Origin of the sequence: Streptococcus infantis (assembly GCF_047463175.1) — a bacterium.
Classification (GTDB): Bacteria; Bacillota; Bacilli; order Lactobacillales; family Streptococcaceae; genus Streptococcus; species Streptococcus infantis_AC.
Window position 1 is genome coordinate 16,538 of record NZ_JASHEJ010000004.1, and the last position, 17,084, is coordinate 33,621.

Consider the following 17,084-nt stretch of genomic DNA (forward strand, 5'->3'; position numbering starts at 1 on the left):
AGGTTATTGTGCTTGTTGGAAGAGCCCTTGTTTAAAGTCACCTTCATAGACAACTTCTTGCTCTGTAGTCAGTTTTCCTTTTCCTTCAGCTTGGCCATTAACAAAGTCACCTTCATAAACCCAGCCCTCTTTAGCTTGGTAGGTCCCTTTACCGTTAAATGCTCCATTTTTAAATTCACCAGTATAAGTGTCGCCATTTGAGAAGGTCATTGTGCCTTTGCCATTCATCTTTCCACGTACAATACTTCCATCATATACAAGTGAATCGCCATCCAGTTTCAAAACTCCTTGCTTAGGCATATTCCCTACAAATACAAATATAGCACAAAGAGCTATGACTACTACTGTTGCAATTTCCAAACGAGGACGCGTTATATAGACACTGTACTTATCATAGAATTTCTTTAAATTATCCATTTTTTGCCTCATTTTCTAAACGTGTTAGCCAAGCTTGGCAACCAGTTAAAACTCGATCGTAAGTTTCATCAAAATCACCTGTATACCATGGATCAGGAACACTCTCAGAAGCGAATGCCTCTAGCTTGTGTTGTTGGTCTTGAGGACACATTCGAGTCAAATCTAGAAGATTGGACTCGTCCATTCCAATGACATAATCAAAATATTCAAAATCATCCTTAGAAATTTGCTGTGATGTTTTTGATGAATCGTAAGGAATCTCGTGAGCTTTAAAAATTTTCTGAGTTCCTTTGTGAATTGGATTTCCATGTTCCCAAGAAGAAGTTGCTCTACTTTCAATCTCATAATCATCGGTTAAAGATTTCATAACAAATTCTGCCATAGGACTACGGCAAATATTACCAAGACATACAAAAACAACTTTCTTCATTATTGTTCCCCATCTTCATAGAAAAAGGGGTATGAGATCCACCCCGTTTTATTCTTCAATCGCGCTTTCACCATCGACAACTGTACCTTCTGATGTAACAGCCTCTTTAAGTGGCAAGACAGATTTGATAGCTCCAAGTTCAAAAGTCAAGTAAACTCCGTCTACATCAAGTACGATCGTTCTGTTTTCGGTATCAACTTCATCAACTGTACCGTATAAACCACCGATGGTAATGACTTCATAGCCTTTTTGAAGTTTATTTAGACTCTCCATGCGTTTTTCAGCTTGTTTCTTTTGAGAACGTTGCATAAAGAACATCAAGGCAAACATTCCTACAAGCATAATCACAAATGTTAAATTTGCATTCATTGTATTTTCTCCTTTGTAATTCAGATAAAACTACTATATCAAATTTCACTATTTTTTACAAGATTGCACCTTAGTTTTAGGCCAATAAAAAACCAGAGCAAAGCTCTGATTTTTCTTATTTCAAGTTGTTTACAAGTTCTACTAAGTTTTCAACTGTAAATCCATACTCTGCCAACACTTTTGAAGCTGGGGCAGATGCTCCAAAGGTATCAATACCGAGAACTGCTCCATCAAGACCAACGTATTTGTACCAGTTTTGAGTCGCTCCCATTTCAACCGCCACACGGCGACGAACTGCATTTGGTAGGATTTCTTCTTTGTATGCGGCATCTTGCGCATCAAAGACATCCGTAGATGGCATGCTGACTACGCGAACTTTTCCACCTTGACTTGCCAATTCTTTAGCAGCTGCAACTGCTAGATTAACCTCTGAACCTGTTGCAATCAAAATCGTGTCAAAGTCTGTAGCATTTTCATAGACAACATAAGCACCTTTCGCAACCTTATCAAAGTCTGTTCCTTCCTCAACAGTCAAGTTTTGACGAGTCAAGACGAGGGCAGTTGGTGTTTTCTCACTCTTCACTGCAAGGTACCAAGCTGCTTGAGTTTCACGCGCATCTGCTGGACGGAAAACATTAAGGTTTGGAATCGCACGAAGTCCTGCCAAGTGCTCAATTGGTTCATGAGTTGGTCCATCTTCACCAACTGCGATTGAATCGTGGGTGAAGACATAGGTTACAGGAAGACCTTGTAGAGCTGATAAACGAACTGCTGCTTTAAGGTAATCTGAGAAGACGAAGAAAGTTCCACCATAAACTCGAAGTCCACCATGAAGAGCCATTCCGTTCAAAACTGTACCCATTGCAAATTCACGAACACCAAATTGGATATTACGGTTCAAGCGATTTGCATCGTCCTGAAGTCCATCAGTTTTGATGTAAGTCATATTTGAATGAGCAAGGTCAGCTGATCCGCCAAGGAAGGTTGGCAATTTAGCAGCCACTACATTTAAAGCATCTTGGCTTGAGTTACGAGTTGCTTGAGAGAAGCCATTTTCTAAAGCTGGGAAGTCTTCTGGAGTCAATTCAACTGGATCGCGTCCGTCGATGATGGCTTCCACTTCTTCAGCCAATTCTGGGTGAGCTTCTTTATAGTCTGCGACCAGTTTTGTCCATGCTTCATATGCCGATGCACCACGGTCCGCAACATTTTCTTTGAAATCAGCATAAACTTCTGCTGGGATTTCAAATGGTTCATAGTTCCAACCAAGTGCCTGGCGAGTTGCCGCAGTTTCATCCGCTCCAAGAGGAGCCCCGTGTACAGCATTGGTTCCTTGTTTGTTTGGAGAACCATAACCAATAACAGTTTTCACTTCAATCAAAGATGGTTTTCCTGAAGCCTTAGCTTCTTCAATAGCTGCTTGAATAGCTTCTAAGTCTGTCCCATCTTCAACCAAGGCTGTATGCCAACCGTAGGCATTGTAACGATCACGAACACTCTCTGTGAATGAATCTTTTGTCTCACCGTCCAAGTTGATATCATTTGAATCATAGAGAACAACCAATTTGTCAAGTTTCTGCAAACCTGCATAAGAAGCAGCTTCACTTGATACACCTTCCATCAAGTCACCATCTCCACAGATAACATATGTGTAGTGATCAAAGATGTTATAACCTTCGCGGTTATACTTGGCTGCAAGGAAACGTTCTGCTTGTGCAAAACCTGTCGCAGTTGCAATCCCTTGTCCTAGAGGACCTGTTGTTGCATCAACCCCTGCTGTATGACCAAATTCTGGGTGACCTGGAGTTTTAGAACCCCATTGACGGAAGCTCTTCACTTCATCCATGCTCACATCTTCAAATCCAGAAAGGTGAAGAAGGGCATAGAGAAGCATTGATCCGTGACCCGCTGAAAGAATAAAACGGTCGCGGTTGATCCAGTTTGGTTGAGCTGGATTGATACGAAGTTCTTTAGTGAAAAGGCTGTAAGCCATCGGTGCTGCACCCATTACCACCCCTGGGTGACCTGAATTCGCTTTATTAATAGCGTCAATACCTAAGAAACGAATAGCATTAACAGATAGATTTGACATAGAATTTCCTTTCTATTTAAGGTGATAAGTTTATCACATATCCTATTCTACTATTATATGAAAAAACAGATAGAATAGCAATAAAACAATTTACTATAAAATGGCTCAGCCGATTATACTAATCTCTAGTCACTTGATAGTAAGGTGATAGTTTTTCAAAACCTCTATCAAGTTTATCTAGAACCTTATCAATAGTATCTTCATCGGCTACTGGAATATCAACTTTTACTAAAACCTTACGAATCTCCTGATTGGATAATTGTTGTCTTAAAAGTTGTCTATTCTCCTCAGTAGCTTGTACTCTATAGCTTTCATCGTTTTTCTGAACCCAATAATAGATTCCAGCAACCACTGGGATATCCAATATTTTAGCCTGTTTTGACAAGGTAGTCTCATCTTTCTTTCTCTCTACAAAGCTGACTTCTATAGAGATTCCCCAATTATTCTGATTTCCATACAAACGAAGAGCCATCATGGGCTCTGTTACATGCCCCTCTCTCTGTAAATAAACCCAGAAATGTGGTCGTAATCTCTGCGCTTGATTCATCCATTGACTAGTTGGGTGTAAATCCCAATCGGAATGCCTAGCTTGAAAACATTCTGCTAGGTGAGTAAATGCCTTTCGCGCTTCCTGCCCTTTTTGACGCAGGTCTAGCATTTTATCCTTTTCAGTTCCTGCTTTTTCGGGATTCCGGTACTGTTCTCCTTGATAAGCAAGATAGTCCTTGATTTCTTTCATTTTACTCCTTCTTCAGTTAGAAAAAAATCAGGTTTCCCCTGATTTTGCTTTGATTATTCTGTATCAACCACAACGTAACGATTTGGCTCATCACCTTCTGAATAACTAGTGACACCCTCCATACGTGAAATAATACGATGGATAATTTTACGTTCACTACTAGACATTGGATCAGTCACCTGACTACGCCCCTCTTCTAGGACACGTGTAGCTAACTTCTGTGCATAGCTCTGCAAGACTTCTGCACGGTGTTCTACATAATCATTAACATTGATGGTAATATAGAAGGTTCTTGAATAGCGGTTATAAAGATAATTTTGCGCTAAAAGCTGGAGAGATTTCAAAACCTTACCATGGTAACCGATAATACGCCCCGGTTCATTAGTATCAATTTGCATATTGATAGAACGGCGATTTGAGGTGCTAGAAATAGTTCCCTCAACATCCATATCATCAATGATTGCTTGAACATAATTGGTTACTTCTTCAACAACCTTTTCGATGTCGTATGTTGGCTCGACTTTCAAACCAAGATTTTCTAAGTCGCTGCCTTTTTCAGGCTCAACTTCATCTTGAATTTCTTCAGGTTGCAATTCTTTTAAAACTTCAATATGGCCTGTTTCTTCTAAAATCGTGCTGGCTTCTTTATCATTCTTAAGAATTTCAGCCTTGACTTCTTCAGAAATTTCTTGGCCTTCTTCTTCAATTTTCTTGATAGCTGCAACTACATGTCCCAAATCAACGGTTGCTTCGCTGACTGTTTTAACTGGATCATTTTGATCATTAATTTCTTTCGGAACACCTTTGATCGCCTGCTGATTTGCTTTTACAACAGTTGTTTCACTGATTGCTTCGATATCAACTTGAGCTGGTTTTGTACCAAAAAGTCCAAAAAATCCCTTTTTCTCTCTCGAAACAACTTTGATATGAGCTTTCATTCTCGGAATATTTAATTCATTCAATCCCTTTTGGATTGCTTCTTCAACTGTTGAACCTGTAAATAATACCATTATCAGATTTCTCCTTACTTTTTCTTTTTCTGTGCTTTCTTTAGAGCTTTTCTTTTCTTAACTTCTAAATCCTTCTTAGCTTGCACATCAGCTTCACGCTCTGCAATGATTTTGAAGGGGTTGTTCAAAAGGTAAGTTTGCAATACTTGATAAGCATTTGAAACCGCCCAGTACAGAGCGACACCACTTGGAGCAGATATTGCAAAAAAGAAGATTATAACAGGCATCCCATACATCATACCTGTCATTGCACCATTTTTCTCAGGCAAAGCTTTATTTGAAAGCCAGCTACTGAGGAAGGTGAATAGGGCAGCTAAAATAGGTAGTACGAAAGTGGTATCAGCTCCACCTAGATTGAACCATAAGAAGTGGCCTGTCTTCAAAAAATCTACGTTTGATAAAGCTTGGAAAAGAGCCAATAGAATTGGCATTTGAATCAAAAGTGGCCAGAAGGATGCGGATTGCTTAATGCCTAATTCTTTAAATAATTTACGTGTTTCCTGATCTAGCTTAGTACGACTTTCCATGTCGCGACCTGGATAACGTTCGCGCAATTCTTTGATAAGAGGTTGCGCCTCTTGCATTTTTCTGGAAGCCACCATTTGTGTTTGAAAGACTGGTAACAGTATTGTTCTAATCAAGACTGTGAACAGAATAATCCCTAAACCAATGCTGACATCAAATGACAAAAATCGAATAGTTTCAGCAAAAAAATAAACAAGTTTACTCCAAAAGTCTGCCGAATCTGCAGACACTTCACTAGTTGCACAAGCAGTCATTACCAACAAGGACAAACCTAACAAACTAGTCAATTGTAATTTCTTCTTCACTCTTATTTCCTTCCTGGTAAATCTTTGCTAATCTCAAAACATGAAGTAAGTTTTTTTCAATTTCTGCATATTCTAATAGTTCAACGCCTTTTCGAGCAATCACAACAAAATCGACATTATCAACAAGTTGATTACTATTTTGAATGAGAACATGCCGGATTCTTCTCTTGATTTGGTTTCTTGTCACAGCATTTCCTAATTTTTTACTGACTGATAAACCTACTCGAAAATGTGTTCCATTGTTTTCTAATCGATAAATAACAAATTTTCGATTAGCTACACTTGCTCCCTTTTTAAATATGGCGTCGAAATCTTTCTCTTTTTTTACACGAAAGCTTTTTCTCAAAAATTCTACTCCATCTAATAAAACTACTACTATTATACCATAATTTTTCAAAAAGCCAATCATGGCAAGGTTTTAGGCTGGTTTGACTTCGAAAAAAGTAGCCATTCTTAAAAAATTTGACCAGAATCAATGAAATTTTACTAGTTTTGTTAGAGAATACAAAACAAAAGCCACTCTTACGAGTGACTTTTGTAGGAGATTATTATGAAAAAGTTTAGGATTTCTATTAAATAAAGTTAGGAGGTCTTTATTTAATGATTAGAGTATACACACCTATCCTTAAATTGAACTTAAATCATTTTATTTTTTTATTAATTTTTAAAACTATGAATTGGAGCAGGAATCTGTCCTCCACGAGCAATGAAATCAGCCGAAGAAGCTCCATTGACTTTCATAACTGGGGCAGTTCCTAGCAAGCCACCAAACTCAATCATATCGCCTTCTTTACCCTTTGGAATGATACGGACAGCTGTGGTTTTCATATTAATAACACCAATTGCTGCCTCATCCGCAATCATAGCCGCAATCGTTTCTGCCGGAGTATCTTCTGGAATGGCAATCATATCCAATCCAACTGAACAGATAGCAGTCATGGCTTCTAATTTCTCAAGATTTAGGGAACCATTTTGCACTGCTGCTATCATACCCTCATCTTCTGAAACTGGGATGAAAGCACCTGACAGACCACCGACTTGGTTGCAAGCCATTACTCCGCCTTTTTTTACTTGGTCATTTAAAAGAGCTAAAGCGGCAGTCGTCCCATGAGTCCCAACTGTTTCCAGTCCCATTTCTTCCAGGACCCGAGCTACTGAATCCCCCACTGCAGGAGTAGGTGCTAAACTCAAATCAACAATCCCAAAATCAACACCTAGTCTTTCACTAGCCATCTGGCCAACTAATTGACCAATCCGAGTAATCTTGAAGGCTGTCTTTTTAACAGTTTCAGCAACTACATCAAAGCTTTGACCGCGAACTTTTTCTAAAGCACGTTTGACAACACCAGGCCCTGAAACACCTACATTGATAATAACATCAGCTTCACCAACACCATGAAAGGCTCCGGCCATAAAAGGATTGTCCTCAACTGCATTGGCAAAAACGACAAGTTTTGCAGCCCCCATATCTGAAAGCTCAGCTGTCTCCTTGATAATTCGACCCATATCAGCTACAGCAGTCATGTTAATTCCTGACTTGGTTGAACCAATATTGACAGACGAGCACACTTTGTCTGTCTCGGCCAAAGCACGTGGAATCGAATTGATGAGTATTTCATCTCCTTTTTGGTAGCCTTTTTGAACTAAGGCAGAAAAGCCACCAATAAAATCGACACCAATTTCTTTTGCTGCTCTATCTAAAGCTTTGGCTAACGGTACATAGTCCCTTGCATTTGTAGCAGCACCAATTAGAGAAATCGGTGTTACTGATACACGTTTATTGACAATAGGTATACCTAACTCAGCAGCAATTTCATCCCCAACAGCGACTAAATTTGCCGCCTTAGTCGTAACTTTTTCATATATTTTATCTGCAGCCTTATCAATATCTGGATCAATACAATCAAGAAGAGAAATTCCCATGGTAATGGTACGAATATCAAAATTCTGCTCTTCAATCATTGAAATAGTTTCGGTAACTTGTCTAATATCCATAAGCACCTCCTAGATATTGTACATAGCATCGAAAATAGCCGCGCTCTGAATATTGATTTTGACATTCAAGGTCTGGCCAAAGGCTTCAAACTCATTTCTTAGTTGAGTAAAATCATGTTTTTCATCACTGGATACTACAGCCATCATGGTAAAGAACTCATCCAAGACAGTTTGTGAAATATCATCAATATTTAATCCTAATTCAGCAATCTTAGTCGCAACACCTGCAACAATACCACCCTTATCTTTTCCAACAACAGTTATAATAGCTTTCATATTGGTCCTCCATCTTTGAAATCATAGAAAAATAACCATATCTATATTTTTCTTTTTTCTCAGTATAGCACATTTACTTCAAAAAAACTAAAAAACGCCTGCTTACGAAATTGTTCTTAAAAGAAAAACAATTTCGTAAACAAGCGTCTACCCTACCATCTTATGATGAGTGTTCCCGCTAGGACAAAAGTCCTAGCGGTAGACCAGAGCTAGACTAAGAGCACAGGGCTCCATCATCATAACACTCAACAAAATTGATGATTTTATACTAATTCGATGATCGCCATTGGCGCTGCATCACCACGACGTGGTTCAGTTTTAAGGATACGAGTGTATCCACCGTTACGGTCTGCGTAACGAGGTGCGATTTCTGAGAACAATTTTTGAAGTGCTGTAGTAGAAGTGTACTTATCAGTTGCTTCATCATAGTTTTCAGATGCGATTTCATTACGTACGAAAGCAGCAGCTTGACGACGTGCATGCAAATCACCACGTTTACCTAGAGTAATCATTTTTTCAACAGTTTTACGGATTTCTTTAGCACGAGCTTCAGTTGTCACGATTGATTCGTTGATCAAAAGGTCAGTTGTCAAATCGCGAAGCATTGCTTTACGTTGTGAGCTAGTGCGTCCTAGTTTACGGTAAGCCATGTATTCCTCCTTTATTTATCTTTTAATCCAAGACCCAAATCAATGAGTTTGAGTTTCACTTCTTCCAAACTCTTGCGTCCAAGATTTCTTACTTTCATCATCTCTGCTTCTGATTTTTCTGTCAAATCATGCACAGTATTGATACCAGCACGTTTCAAACAGTTATATGAGCGTACAGACAAGTCAAGTTCCTCAATCGTACGTTCCAAAATACGGTCGTCCGATTCAGTATCAGCTTCTTTCATCACTTCTGCAGATTTAGCAATCTCTGTAAGATTTGTAAACAAATCAAGATGTTCTGTCAAAATACGTGCTGAAAGCCCTAAAGCATCTTCTGGAATAATAGTTCCATTTGTCAAGATTTCAAGGGTTAATTTGTCGAAACCATCATTGCTTCCTACACGAGCAGGTTCAACTTGATAGTTAACTTTTGTAACTGGTGTATAAATAGAATCTACAGCAAGTGTCCCAACTGGGGCATTATCTTTTTTATTTTCATCTGCAGGTACATAGCCACGACCAGTGTTTACAGTCATTGTTGCTTTAAATGAAGCACCTTCTCCGATTGTGAAAAGATAATGATCTGGATTTACGATTTCAATATCACTATCCGTTAAAATATCTCCGGCTGTCACTTCAGCAGGACCTTCAACATCAAGTTCAATAGTCTTTTCGTCTTTTACATATGATTTAACTGCAATACCTTTAATATTCAGAATGATTTGCATCACGTCTTCGCGAACACCAGGAATTGTATCAAATTCATGTAATACTCCATCGATATCGATAGATGTAACAGCTGCTCCTGGAAGAGAAGCAAGAAGTACACGACGAAGAGAGTTACCAAGTGTTGTACCGTATCCACGTTCTAGTGGTTCGATTACAAACTTGCCATAATCTTTATTTTCATCAATTTTTGTTATATTTGGTTTTTCAAACTCGATCATTTAGTTACTCCCTCTTAAACGAAAAGCAGTGTAAAGGTAATGATTATACACGGCGACGTTTTGGAGGACGAGCACCATTGTGTGGCACTGGAGTCACATCACGAATTGCTGTTACTTCAAGACCAGCGGCAGCAAGAGCACGAATAGCTGACTCACGACCAGAACCTGGACCTTTTACAGTAACTTCAACTGATTTAAGACCGTGTTCTTGTGCAGATTTAGCAGCAGCTTCTGAAGCCATTTGAGCAGCAAATGGTGTAGATTTACGAGAACCTTTGAAACCAAGAGCACCAGCTGATGACCAAGCGATTGCATTACCATGCACATCAGTAATCATAACAATAGTGTTATTAAATGTAGCGTGAATATGAGCAATACCAGATTCGATATTCTTTTTCACACGACGTTTACGTGTTGGTTTAGCCAAGACTTTTACCTCCTATATTATTTTTTCTTACCAGCAATCGCAACAGCTTTACCTTTACGAGTGCGAGCGTTGTTTTTAGTGTTTTGTCCACGGACAGGAAGTCCACGACGGTGACGGATACCACGGTATGAACCGATTTCCATCAAACGTTTGATGTTCAAGTTCACTTCACGACGAAGGTCACCTTCAACTTTAATTGCATCCACTTCACGACGGATAGCATCTTCTTGATCTGATGTAAGGTCACGAACACGAATATCTTCTGAAACTCCAGCAGCTGCCAAAATCTTTTGAGATGTTGCAAGTCCGATACCATAGACATAAGTCAATGAGATAACTACGCGTTTGTCATTTGGAATATCAACTCCAGCAATACGAGCCATGTTTTCTCCTTTCTATCTTATCCTTGACGTTGTTTGTGTTTTGGATTTGCTGGGCAAATTACCATAACACGACCATTACGACGAATTACTTTACAGTATTCGCAAATTGGTTTGACCGATGGTCTTACTTTCATTTCTTATCCCTCCAAGTTTTTCGATTATTTAAAGCGGTAAGTGATACGTCCACGTGTCAAGTCATATGGACTCATTTCAACAGTAACACGATCTCCCGCTAAAATACGAATATAGTTTTTACGAATTTTACCAGAAACTGTTGCTAAAATCTGATGTCCATTTTCAAGTTCAACCGTAAACATTGCATTCGGCATTGTATCGACTACTTTGCCTTCAACTTCAATCACATCGTCTTTTGCCACGCAAAAGTACCTCCCTAAATTTCGATTTGATGCCTCTAGACACAGAGACAACAATTATAAGTCAGACTAACTCAGTATAACATTTGTCAAGACATTTTGCAAGTCTGAAAAACGCTTTTATTTCAAATTTGTCAATACATTTTCGATATCTTTAAAGACATCATTGATATCTTGGTTACCTTCGATATCATGTACTAGACCTTTAGCACGATAGTGAGCAATGATTGGTTCACCTTGAGCAATATTGACATCCAAACGACGTTTTACTGTCTCAGGTTTATCATCTTCACGTTGGTAGTAATCTTCCTCTTTGTAATCAACTGGTGGGTTGAATACTTTATGGAAAGTTTCGCCAGTTTCACGGTGAATGATACGACCACTCAAACGTTCAAGTAGGCAAGATGGATCTACTTCGATGTTGATAACACCTTCAAGTTTAATTCCAAGTTCAGCCAATGTTTTATCTAAGGCATGAGCTTGCTCAATTGTACGTGGGTATCCATCCAACAAGAAACCAGTTTCTTTAATATCATTTTGAGAAAGACGTTCTTTAACAATTCCATTTGTAACTTCATCTGGAACCAATTCGCCTTTATCGATATAAGACTTAGCTAATACACCCATTTCAGTTTGGTTAGCCATTGCTGCACGGAACATGTCACCTGTTGAGATGTGGGCAACGTGAAACTGTTCAACAATTTTCGCTGCTTGTGTCCCTTTACCTGCACCAGGTAAACCCATAATCAAAAGATTCATGATTCAAACTCCTTTTTTGTATTTAAATAGAAGCAAAAATTCATTTCAACTCCTATTTAAAAACAAAATAGAAGAGAGGAGATAAAAATCTGACAATGTCTTTGATTTTTACACTCCACTCTCTGAGCAATAGTGAATTTTATTTTCTATTACAATTATTCTGTTGTATCTAAGAAACCAACATACTTACGTTTCAATAGATAACCTTCCAATTGTTTAATTCCTTCGATACCTGTAGAGATAATGATTAGCAAACTTGTTCCCCCAAAAGCGACAACTTCTGAAAGACCAAATAAATCTTTAGCTACAATAGGTAGGATAGAAATCACACCTAGGAAGATCGATCCGACTGTTGCGAGACGACGAAGAAGTTTTGACATATATTCTTCTGTCCCTTTACCAGGACGGACACCATGGATATAAGCTCCACTCTTTTGTAAATTTTCTGCTGCTTTCTCTGGGTTGATCTGTACAAATGTATAGAAGAATGTAAAGAGAATAATCAACAGAGCATACAACGCAACACCTGTTGGGGTTGAAGTAGATACCAACTCTTGAGCTGTTTTTACCCATTCCCAATTAAGGCCAGACGCACTTACGAATTGTAAAATTGCTGCCGGTGCTGCTGTAATAGAGCTAGCAAAGATAACTGGGATGACCCCAGCAGGGTTAATCTTCAATGGAAGATAGGAGCTTGACGGCGCACCTTGAGCTACCTTTGTATACTGAATTGGAATCTTGTATTTAGCTTGTTCAACGTAAGTTGTAAAGTATACAATTAACAAAACAGCAATGATTAAGATGGCAACGAAAATGAGAGACGATGTCAATCGACTACTTGGTACATTGACAAAGTAGTCCACGTAGATGCCCTTAACCATATCAGGAATTGAAGCAACAATCCCTGCAAAGATAATCATTGAAACACCATTACCATATCCCTTATCTGTGATTTGCTCTCCCAACCAGGTTACAATCATGCTACCTGCTGTTAAGATTCCTCCAATCACAAGGAAAACTTGTGGTGTAAGTGGTACAGTCAAAAGTTTAGCTCCAGACAGAGCGTTAAAACCAGCAGTAATACCGACTGATTGAACAAATGCAAGCACTAGTGCAATGTATCGAGTCGCTTGGTTTAACTTTCTACGACCAACTTCCCCTTGTTTACCCCACTCCACAAACTTTGGTAATAAATCCATTTGCAAGAGTTGGACGACGATTGAGGCTGTAATGTAAGGGCTAACTCCAAGAGCAAAAACTGAAAAGTTTTTCATGGCATTCCCTGACACCAAGCTCAACATATTCAAGAAGGATAGTCCACTCAAAGCATTCAAGCTATTTGCATTTACCCACGGTACAGTAATACTAGTACCGATACGAAAAACAAATACGATAAAAATTGTAAATAAAATCTTTGATCGAACTTGCTTAACTTTGAGTGCTTCTCTCAATAATTTAAAAAACATAGGTCACCTCACTTAGATGACTTCAACTGAACCACCTTTAGCAGTGATAGCTTCTTCAGCTGATTTAGAGAACTTAGCAGCTTTAACAGTCAACTTCTTAGTCAACTCACCGTTACCAAGAATCTTGATACCTGATTTTTCAGCTTTCACAATTCCTGATTCTACAAGTACCACTGGAGTTACTTCAGCACCGTCATCAAAGGCGTTCAATTGGTCAAGGTTAACAATCGCATACTCTTTAGCGTTGATGTTAGTAAATCCACGTTTTGGAAGACGACGGAACAATGGAGTTTGTCCACCTTCAAAACCAAGGCGTACTCCGCCACCGCTACGAGCTTTTTGACCTTTTTGACCACGACCAGATGTTTTACCGTTACCTGATGAAGTACCACGACCAACACGGTTACGAGTTTTACGAGAACCTTCTGCAGGTTTCAATTCATGAAGTTTCATTATATATTTTCTCCTCTTTTGTAAAATGCTAGCGCCGATAAGAGAGAAAAGGTTGTCTCTCCTATCAACTCGCCTATACTGAGTCATCTAAGATGACTATATCTAGTTTTAGGGGATGGTTTTATGCACATCCCCTAAAATTTTATTAGTTTACTTCTTCAACTGTTACCAAGTGAGATACTGCAGTGATCATACCACGGATAGCAGCGTTATCTTCTTTGATAACAGAGCTGTTCAATTTGCCAAGTCCAAGTGCTACAACAGTTTTACGTTGTGATGGAATGCGTCCGATTGGAGACTTAGTCAAAGTAATTTTAATTTGAGCCATTTTATCCCCTTTCTTATGCCAAATCAGAAACTGAAATACCACGAAGGGCAGCAACTTCTTCAGCGCGTTTCAATTGTTTCAAACCTTCAACAGTTGCACGAACAATGTTGATTGGAGTGTTAGAGCCAAGTGATTTAGATGTAATATCTGCCACACCTGCCAATTCCACAACGGCACGAACTGCACCACCTGCGGCAACTCCAGAACCTTCTACAGCTGGTTTCAACAATACTTTAGCTCCACCGAATTCTGAAAGAACTTCATGTGGGATTGTTGTTCCAACCATAGGAACTTCGATCAAGTTTTTCTTAGCATCTTCTACTGCTTTGCGGATTGCTTCTGGAACTTCTTGAGCTTTACCAGTACCAAATCCTACACGACCATTGCGGTCACCAACAACTACAAGAGCTGCGAAACGAAGACGACGTCCACCTTTAACAACTTTTGTAACACGGTTAACAGCAACTACGCGTTCTTCAAGTTCTACTGCATTGTCTTTAAATGCCATTTTCTAGTGTCCTCCTATTAGAATTTCAATCCGTTTTCACGAGCTGCATCAGCCAAAGCTTTCACACGTCCGTGATATAGATATCCACCGCGGTCGAACACCACTTCTGAAATACCTTTAGCACTTGCACGTTCTGCAACGAGTTTACCGACAGCAACGGCTTGTTCAGTTTTAGTTCCTTTTGAAACTTCTTTGTCAAGAGTTGAAGCACTTGCGAGCGTTACACCCGCTACGTCATCAATCACTTGAGCGTAGATGCCTGTATTAGAACGGAATACGTTCAAACGTGGGCGATCAGCAGTTCCAGAGAGTTTTCCGCGAACGCGACGGTGGCGTTTTTGGCGGAGTTTGTTTTTATCTGGTTTAGAAATCACAGTTTTCACCTCTTTAATTTTAAATCGTGTGCTATGCACAAAGTTGGTAATGAGGTTGGTGGTTGAAAATCAACCACTCAACATTATTTACCAGTTTTACCTTCTTTAAGACGAACATATTCGCCAACGTAACGGATACCTTTACCTTTGTATGGTTCTGGTGAACGAAGGCTACGTACGTAAGCAGCTGTTTGACCAACTACTTCTTTTGAAATTCCGCTGATAACGATAGTCGTTGGGTTTGGAAGTTCAAAAGTAATTCCTGCTGGAGCTTCAACTTCATCTGGATGTGATTTACCAACAGCCAAAACAAGTTTGTTTCCTTGAAGTTGAGCACGGTAACCAACCCCACGCATTTCAAGTTGTTTCTTGAATCCTTCTGATACTCCAACAACCATGTTGTTCAAAAGGGCACGAGTAGTTCCGTGGATAGTTTTCATTTCTTTTGAATCGTTTGGACGGTGAAGAGTTACTTCAGTACCTTCCACACGGATTTCAATATCTTTTGAGAACTCACGAGTAAGTTCTCCTTTAGGTCCTTTTACAGTTACAACGTTGTCATTGTTAGTGAGTTCAACACCAGCAGGCAACACGATAACTTTATTACCAATACGTGACATGTTTTTATTCTCCTGTTAAATTGTCAGGCCATAAAGGCCAGTTTTCACGGGGGCTAAATCGATTTCTCGATTTAAAGGAACTTTTAGATTTCAATTTCAAAGTGAATCTAGGCATCGTCTCGCAGGCATAACTTTGGGTTAGGCAAGAGACGATAACGAAGAGTCACAAAGAAATTGAGAGCTAAATATTACCAAACGTAAGCGATAACCTCACCACCAACATTCTTTTGGCGAGCTTCTTTATCAGTAAGCAAACCTTCTGAAGTTGAAAGGATAGCAATTCCAAGACCGTTAAGTACTTTTGGAAGATCTTCACGTTTTTTGTAGACACGAAGTCCTGGTTTAGAAACGCGTTTCAAGTTAGTGATAACTCGTTCACCGTTTGCTCCGTATTTAAGGAATACACGGATGATGCCTTGTTTGTCATCTTCGATGATTTCTACGTTCTTAACAAAACCTTCGCGTTTAAGGATTTCAGCAATCCCTTTTTTGATGTTTGATGCAGGTACTTCAAGTACTTCGTGTTTTGCTTGGTTAGCGTTACGAATACGAGTTAGGAAGTCTGCGATTGGGTCAGTCATAACCATTTTATTTTTCTCCTCTTACTAGTAGTTTGCAAGTTGCACTTGCTAGTTAATACATGATACAGAGAGCGTTACAGCAAGAGCAAAAATAGGCAATTTAATGCAGGAGCTATGCTCCAAAGTAAATTGATCTTTTTTGCCAAGGCTGTAGCTCGTGTTCAAATTGGCAAGCCCAACTGAACCCGGGCTAAACTCTGTGTGAAAAAGATAAACTTATCTAGAAACTAAAGTTTCTTCGCCAAGTTTCCTATTTTCACTTGGAGTTTTGACACCCTTGATATCTTAAATTACCAAGATGCTTTTGTTACACCAGGGATTTGACCTTTATATGCCAATTCACGGAAGCAAACACGGCAAAGTTTAAACTTGCGGTAAACTGAGTGTGGACGTCCACAACGTTCACAGCGAGTGTATGCTTGAGTAGAGAACTTCGCTGGGCGTTTGTTCTTAGCAATCATAGATTTTTTAGCCATTAGTTATACCTCCTATATTATTTTGCAAAAGGCATTCCAAGGCCTGTAAGCAATGCACGTGACTCTTCGTCAGTGTTAGCAGTAGTAACGATAACGATGTCAAGACCACGAGTTTTGTCAACGTCATCAAAGTTGATTTCTGGGAAAATCAATTGCTCTTTCACACCAAGTGTGTAGTTTCCGCGTCCGTCAAATGATTTTGTTGGAACACCGTGGAAGTCACGTACACGTGGAAGTGATACTGAAACCAATTTATCCAAGAATTCGTACATACGTTCACCACGAAGGGTAACTTTTGCACCGATCGCAACACCTTCACGAAGACGGAAGCCGGCGATAGATTTTTTAGCTTTAGTGATAAGTGGTTTTTGACCTGAGATAAGCGCCAATTCTTCAGCAGCTTTTTCAAGGCTTTTAGCGTTTGATACTGCTTCACCAACACCCATGTTCAAAACGATCTTATCCACTTTAGGAACAGCCATCACTGATGAGTAGTTAAATTGTTCTGTCAAAGCAGGAACTACTTCATTAAGATATTTTTCTTTTAAACGATTTGCCATTATACTTCTCCTTTCCTTCG

At 39.3% G+C, this 17,084-nt stretch carries 26 protein-coding genes; all 26 read right to left on the minus strand.

What is annotated here, in order from left to right; genetic code table 11:
* Window positions 1–3: 3 nt before the first annotated feature.
* Window positions 4–417, minus strand: coding sequence for an MORN repeat-containing protein (locus tag QM859_RS08040; protein WP_024056349.1), 414 nt, complete (start codon window positions 415–417; stop codon window positions 4–6).
* On the minus strand, window positions 410–847 hold the full coding sequence (locus tag QM859_RS08045; RefSeq protein ID WP_414262731.1) for a low molecular weight protein-tyrosine-phosphatase: 438 nt from the start codon (window positions 845–847) through the stop codon (window positions 410–412). The genes QM859_RS08040 and QM859_RS08045 overlap by 8 nt, the downstream gene beginning before the upstream one ends.
* 48 nt (window positions 848–895) lie before the next feature.
* The gene (gene yajC, locus QM859_RS08050; RefSeq protein WP_004251136.1) at window positions 896–1,216 is read right to left on the minus strand and encodes a preprotein translocase subunit YajC; all 321 of its coding nucleotides are present in this window, start codon (window positions 1,214–1,216) and stop codon (window positions 896–898) included.
* Window positions 1,217–1,331: 115 nt separating this feature from the next.
* Window positions 1,332–3,308 (minus strand): transketolase, encoded by a 1,977-nt coding sequence (tkt, locus tag QM859_RS08055; RefSeq protein WP_414262732.1) that lies wholly within the window; start codon window positions 3,306–3,308, stop codon window positions 1,332–1,334.
* Between the two features lie 118 nt (window positions 3,309–3,426).
* Window positions 3,427–4,047 carry a ribonuclease P gene (locus tag QM859_RS08060; RefSeq protein ID WP_414262733.1) on the minus strand — a complete coding sequence of 207 codons (621 nt, stop codon included), beginning with the start codon at window positions 4,045–4,047 and terminating at the stop codon, window positions 3,427–3,429.
* Between the two features lie 53 nt (window positions 4,048–4,100).
* Window positions 4,101–5,057, minus strand: coding sequence for an RNA-binding cell elongation regulator Jag/EloR (jag, locus tag QM859_RS08065; protein WP_414262734.1), 957 nt, complete (start codon window positions 5,055–5,057; stop codon window positions 4,101–4,103).
* Between the two features lie 14 nt (window positions 5,058–5,071).
* A complete protein-coding gene (locus QM859_RS08070) occupies window positions 5,072–5,887 on the minus strand; it encodes a YidC/Oxa1 family membrane protein insertase (protein WP_004251132.1) in 816 nt (271 codons plus the stop codon).
* Window positions 5,862–6,233: a ribonuclease P protein component gene (rnpA, locus tag QM859_RS08075; protein ID WP_414262786.1), complete on the minus strand. Its 372-nt coding sequence runs from the start codon at window positions 6,231–6,233 to the stop codon at window positions 5,862–5,864. The genes QM859_RS08070 and rnpA overlap by 26 nt, the downstream gene beginning before the upstream one ends.
* Before the next feature lie 311 nt (window positions 6,234–6,544).
* The gene (locus QM859_RS08080) at window positions 6,545–7,882 is read right to left on the minus strand and encodes a PFL family protein (RefSeq protein ID WP_414262735.1); all 1,338 of its coding nucleotides are present in this window, start codon (window positions 7,880–7,882) and stop codon (window positions 6,545–6,547) included.
* Window positions 7,883–7,891: 9 nt separating this feature from the next.
* Entirely contained in the window at window positions 7,892–8,158 is a 267-nt protein-coding gene (locus QM859_RS08085) for an ACT domain-containing protein (protein ID WP_006149010.1), read from the minus strand.
* A 263-nt stretch (window positions 8,159–8,421) separates the two neighbouring features.
* Window positions 8,422–8,808 (minus strand): 50S ribosomal protein L17, encoded by a 387-nt coding sequence (rplQ, locus tag QM859_RS08090; protein ID WP_004251124.1) that lies wholly within the window; start codon window positions 8,806–8,808, stop codon window positions 8,422–8,424.
* Between the two features lie 11 nt (window positions 8,809–8,819).
* Window positions 8,820–9,755, minus strand: coding sequence for a DNA-directed RNA polymerase subunit alpha (locus tag QM859_RS08095; RefSeq protein ID WP_004251121.1), 936 nt, complete (start codon window positions 9,753–9,755; stop codon window positions 8,820–8,822).
* Between the two features lie 43 nt (window positions 9,756–9,798).
* The gene (gene rpsK, locus QM859_RS08100; protein ID WP_001118385.1) at window positions 9,799–10,182 is read right to left on the minus strand and encodes a 30S ribosomal protein S11; all 384 of its coding nucleotides are present in this window, start codon (window positions 10,180–10,182) and stop codon (window positions 9,799–9,801) included.
* Window positions 10,183–10,199: 17 nt separating this feature from the next.
* Window positions 10,200–10,565 carry a 30S ribosomal protein S13 gene (gene rpsM, locus QM859_RS08105; protein WP_004251117.1) on the minus strand — a complete coding sequence of 122 codons (366 nt, stop codon included), beginning with the start codon at window positions 10,563–10,565 and terminating at the stop codon, window positions 10,200–10,202.
* Window positions 10,566–10,582: 17 nt separating this feature from the next.
* Window positions 10,583–10,699: a 50S ribosomal protein L36 gene (gene rpmJ, locus QM859_RS08110; RefSeq protein WP_001808836.1), complete on the minus strand. Its 117-nt coding sequence runs from the start codon at window positions 10,697–10,699 to the stop codon at window positions 10,583–10,585.
* Window positions 10,700–10,723: 24 nt separating this feature from the next.
* Window positions 10,724–10,942, minus strand: coding sequence for a translation initiation factor IF-1 (gene infA, locus QM859_RS08115; protein ID WP_001029883.1), 219 nt, complete (start codon window positions 10,940–10,942; stop codon window positions 10,724–10,726).
* A gap of 117 nt (window positions 10,943–11,059) precedes the next feature.
* Window positions 11,060–11,698 (minus strand): adenylate kinase, encoded by a 639-nt coding sequence (locus QM859_RS08120; RefSeq protein ID WP_414262736.1) that lies wholly within the window; start codon window positions 11,696–11,698, stop codon window positions 11,060–11,062.
* 155 nt (window positions 11,699–11,853) lie between these two features.
* A complete protein-coding gene (secY, locus tag QM859_RS08125) occupies window positions 11,854–13,164 on the minus strand; it encodes a preprotein translocase subunit SecY (protein ID WP_004251112.1) in 1,311 nt (436 codons plus the stop codon).
* 12 nt (window positions 13,165–13,176) lie between these two features.
* Window positions 13,177–13,617, minus strand: a complete 441-nt coding sequence (rplO, locus tag QM859_RS08130; RefSeq protein WP_006154715.1) for a 50S ribosomal protein L15 — start codon at window positions 13,615–13,617, stop codon at window positions 13,177–13,179.
* 145 nt (window positions 13,618–13,762) lie between these two features.
* Entirely contained in the window at window positions 13,763–13,945 is a 183-nt protein-coding gene (gene rpmD, locus QM859_RS08135; protein WP_000057241.1) for a 50S ribosomal protein L30, read from the minus strand.
* Between the two features lie 13 nt (window positions 13,946–13,958).
* The gene (rpsE, locus tag QM859_RS08140) at window positions 13,959–14,453 is read right to left on the minus strand and encodes a 30S ribosomal protein S5 (protein ID WP_004251100.1); all 495 of its coding nucleotides are present in this window, start codon (window positions 14,451–14,453) and stop codon (window positions 13,959–13,961) included.
* 17 nt (window positions 14,454–14,470) lie between these two features.
* The gene (rplR, locus tag QM859_RS08145; protein ID WP_004251098.1) at window positions 14,471–14,827 is read right to left on the minus strand and encodes a 50S ribosomal protein L18; all 357 of its coding nucleotides are present in this window, start codon (window positions 14,825–14,827) and stop codon (window positions 14,471–14,473) included.
* Window positions 14,828–14,910: 83 nt separating this feature from the next.
* Window positions 14,911–15,447 (minus strand): 50S ribosomal protein L6, encoded by a 537-nt coding sequence (gene rplF / locus QM859_RS08150; protein ID WP_414262737.1) that lies wholly within the window; start codon window positions 15,445–15,447, stop codon window positions 14,911–14,913.
* Between the two features lie 188 nt (window positions 15,448–15,635).
* Window positions 15,636–16,034: a 30S ribosomal protein S8 gene (gene rpsH, locus QM859_RS08155; RefSeq protein ID WP_004251095.1), complete on the minus strand. Its 399-nt coding sequence runs from the start codon at window positions 16,032–16,034 to the stop codon at window positions 15,636–15,638.
* Between the two features lie 284 nt (window positions 16,035–16,318).
* Window positions 16,319–16,504 carry a type Z 30S ribosomal protein S14 gene (locus QM859_RS08160; protein WP_001085699.1) on the minus strand — a complete coding sequence of 62 codons (186 nt, stop codon included), beginning with the start codon at window positions 16,502–16,504 and terminating at the stop codon, window positions 16,319–16,321.
* Window positions 16,505–16,521: 17 nt separating this feature from the next.
* Window positions 16,522–17,064, minus strand: a complete 543-nt coding sequence (rplE, locus tag QM859_RS08165; RefSeq protein WP_000013542.1) for a 50S ribosomal protein L5 — start codon at window positions 17,062–17,064, stop codon at window positions 16,522–16,524.
* Window positions 17,065–17,084 lie beyond the last annotated feature (20 nt).